Origin of the sequence: Pseudonocardia bannensis, assembly GCF_012911875.1 — a bacterium.
Taxonomy (GTDB): Bacteria; Actinomycetota; Actinomycetes; order Mycobacteriales; family Pseudonocardiaceae; genus Pseudonocardia; species Pseudonocardia bannensis.
The window spans coordinates 1-3,476 of sequence record NZ_JAAXKZ010000224.1 but is presented as its reverse complement, the minus strand read 5'-3'; the positions used below and the strand labels follow the sequence as shown (position 1 = coordinate 3,476).

Annotated in this window: 2 protein-coding genes and 1 pseudogene; 1 reads left to right on the top strand and 2 read right to left on the bottom strand. The window is 74.1% G+C overall.

Features of this window, described 5'->3' with window-relative positions:
• A partial coding sequence (locus tag HF519_RS29575; protein ID WP_438826460.1) for an N-acetylmuramoyl-L-alanine amidase occupies positions 1–679 on the top strand: 679 nt, incomplete at its 5' end.
• A gap of 22 nt (positions 680–701) precedes the next feature.
• On the opposite strand, the gene HF519_RS29570 is transcribed toward HF519_RS29575, so the two are convergent.
• Both HF519_RS29570 and HF519_RS29565 read right to left on the bottom strand, forming a co-directional pair.
• The gene (locus HF519_RS29570; protein ID WP_169416252.1) at positions 702–3,080 is read right to left on the bottom strand and encodes a cation-translocating P-type ATPase; all 2,379 of its coding nucleotides are present in this window, start codon (positions 3,078–3,080) and stop codon (positions 702–704) included.
• 159 nt (positions 3,081–3,239) lie between these two features.
• A pseudogene (locus tag HF519_RS29565) lies at positions 3,240–3,476 on the bottom strand (DNA polymerase III subunit gamma/tau); the annotation flags it as partial.

Genomic DNA, 3,476 nt, shown 5'->3' with positions numbered 1-3,476 from the left:
GGCCGCCCCGGTCCCCGCCGCACCGTTGGCCGCCCGGACACCGGTCGTCGTCCTCGATCCCGGCCACAACGGCGGCAACAGCAGCTCCCGGGCCATCACCCGGGCGGTCCCGGACGGGCGTGGCGGGACCAAGCCGTGCAACACCACCGGCACCGCCACCGGCGCCGGTTACGCCGAGCACGCGTTCAACTTCGATGTCGCGCAGCGGGTCTCGGCGCTGCTCACCGCGGGCGGGGTACGGGTCGTGCTCACCCGGCCCGACGACGCCGGGGTCGGCCCCTGCGTCGACGAACGGGGCACCGCCGGGGAGCGGGCCGGGGCCGACGCGGTCGTCTCCATCCACGCCGACGGCTCCGCCCCGGCGAACCGCGGGTTCCACGTCGCCTACGCCGACCCGCCGCTCAACGACGCCCAATCCGGCCCGGCCCACACCCTCGCCGCGGCGTTGCGCGACCGTCTCCGCGAGGGCGGTTTCCCGGTGTCGGACTACGTCGGGCGCGCCGGGCTGTCGCCACGGGCGGACCTCGCCGGGCTGAACCACTCCACCCGGCCCGCCGCACTGGTCGAGTGCGCGAACATGCGCAACCCGCAGGAGGCCGCGCTCGTCTCGTCACCGGACGGGCGGGCCCGCTACGCCGCCGCCATCGCAGCCGGGATCCTGGCGTTCCTCGGCCGGTGATCCGCTTCGGGCCGTCCGTGGGCTACGACCGGCCGGCCGCCAGCCGCCTGTCGACCACGAACGCCGACAGCTCGACGAGTGCCGCGCCGGCGAGCGCCACGATGAGCGCGATGAGCATAGTGGGGCCGTGCCCCGGGTCGAGCTCCCAGAACTGCCGGCCGAAGACGATCGGCGAGAACAGCGCGTGCGCGAACGAGGCCGCGGACGCCAGGACCAGGACGGTCTTCCACCACGTGAACGGCCGCGCGACCACGACCAGCACCCACAGCGCGATCAGGTACAGGGTCACGACCGCCGCCGTGCTCTGCTGGATCGGCGTCGCCGAGGCGGCCCCGCGGACCAGGAGGTACGTCACGATCGTCCCCAGCCCGGCGACCACCCCGGACGGCGCGGCCAGCCGCAGCACCCGCCTCACGAAGCCGGATCGGGCCCGCTCGGTGTTGGGCGCGAGCGCGAGGAAGAACGCCGGGATGCCGATCGTCAGCGAGCCGATCAGCGTGAGGTGCCTCGGCAGAAACGGGAAGGGGACCCCGATCCCCCCGATCGCGATGGCCAGCAGCACCGAGTAGACGGTCTTGGTGAGGAACAGGTTCGCGACCCGCTCGATGTTGCCGATCACCCGCCGCCCCTCGGCGACGACGTGCGGCAGCGTGGCGAACGAGTTGTCGAGCAGCACGATCTGGGCGACGGCGCGGGTGGCCGGACTCCCGGAACCCATGGCCACGCCGATGTCGGCGTCCTTCAGCGCCAGCACGTCGTTGACGCCGTCACCGGTCATCGCGACGGTGTGCCCGCGGGACTGCAGAGCACCGACCATGTCCCGCTTCTGCGCCGGGGTGACCCGGCCGAACACGGTGGCCCCTTCGAGCTCGCCGGCCAGCGCCTCGCGGTCGGCGGGCAGCTCCCGGGCGTCGACGGGGGTCCGGGCCCGGGGCAGGTCCAGCGAGGCCGCGACCGCCCCGACCGAGACGGCGTTGTCGCCGGAGATGACCTTGACCTCGACGTCCTGCTCGGCGAAGTAGCGCAGCGTGCCGGCGGCCTCGGGGCGGACCTTCTGCTCGAGCACGACCAGCGCCGCGGGGGTGACCCTCCCCGGCGCCTGCGGGGAGTCGACGGCGAGGTCGCTGCGGCCCAGCAGCAGCACGCGCAGCCCCTCGGCGCCGATCCGCTCGGCCTCCGCCGCCTCGGGGGTGCCGTCGGCCAGCACGTCGGGCGCGCCGAGCACCCAGTGGCCGTGGCCGTCGAAACTCGCCCCGCCCCACTTGCGGGCGGACGAGAACGGCGCCGTCCCGGTGAGCGGCCACCCCGGCGACGGGCAGCCGTCCGAGACCGCGGCCAGGCTCGCGTTCGGCCGTGGATCGGCGACCCCGAGCGCGCCGAGCACCGCCCGGACGCCCTCCTCCTCGTGCTCCCCGAGGGGCTGGACGCGGGCCAGCCGCATGCCGTTCTCGGTGAGCGTGCCGGTCTTGTCCGCGCACACCGTGTCGACGCGGGCCAGTCCCTCGATCGCGGGCAGCTCCTGGACCAGGCACTGCCGTTTGCCGAGCCGGATCACACCGACGGCGAAGGCGATGCTGGTGAGCAGCACGAGGCCCTCGGGAACCATCGGCACGAGAGCCGCCACCATGCCGCGCAGCGCGTCGTCGAGATCGCTCCCGACCGTCCGGAACTGGCTGTAGATGATCAGTGCGGCCGCCGGGACCAGCAGGTAGGTGATGATCTTCAGGATCTTGTTGATCCCGGACCGCAGCTCGGAGTCGACGAGGGTGAACCGGCTCGCCTCCTCGGCCAGCTTCGCCGCGTAGGCCTCCCGGCCCACCTTCGTCGCCTGCTGGGCGCCGGTGCCGGCCGAGACGAAGCTGCCGGACAGGACCGGGTCGCCGATCTGCTTGTGCACCGGATCGGACTCGCCGGTGAGCAACGACTCGTCGACCTCGAGGCCGTCGGCGGCCAGCACCACCCCGTCGACGACGATCTTGTCGCCCGGACCGAGCTCGATCACGTCGTCGAGCACAACGGCGCTCGGCGACAGCTCCGCGACGGCGCCGTCGCGGCGCACCCGGGAGCGTGCCTCGCCGACGATCGCCAGCCGTTCCAGGGTGCGCTTGGCCCGCAGCTCCTGCACGATGCCGATGCCGGTGTTGATGATGATCACGAAGCCGAACAGGCCGTCCTGGATCGGGCCGATCACCAGGATGATCGCGAACAGCACGCCGACGATCGCGTTGAACCGGGTGAAGACGTTCGCCCGGACGATCTGACCGACGGTGCGGCCGGCGCGGGCCGGGACGTCGTTCGTCTCGCCGGCGGCGACACGTTCGGCGACCTGGGCGGCGCTCAGGCCGGTTCGGACGTCCGGTTCCGTGCGCAGGGCTGCGAGCGGCTCCTGGGCGGTCGACATGCCGTCGAAGCCTACGCAGAGCCCGATCAGGCAACCCTGGTGCCAGCACCACTCCGGACCGGGCGCTGTCCCCTGGGGTCAACCCGTCGCGTCCCCGGCCGGCCGCCGAACCGGTGAGCGGGAACGGCCCGTCCGGCTCCGGCGGGGCCGACGCCCCGCTCAGCGCTGATCGAGTGTCCGCGCCCCGAGCTGCGAGCTGAGCAGCTCGATCGCCGCCTCCTCCGGGTCCCGCCGGGTCACCGGCTCGCCGCGGGCGTCGGCCGCGGCCTCGGCCATCATCGATTCCTCGTCGTCCGGCGGCGGCTCGTCGGCCGGTGGCTCGGGCGGCAGCGGGACACCGTCGTCGGGCGCCGTGGACCGGCGGACCGGTGCCGGTCGGGACGGGCGGCGGGGCGG

Coding starts and splice junctions, on each gene's coding strand:
- HF519_RS29570 (WP_169416252.1), bottom strand. CDS start 3,080: ATGTCGACCGCCCAGGAGCCGCTCGCAGCCCTGCGCACGGAACCGGAC.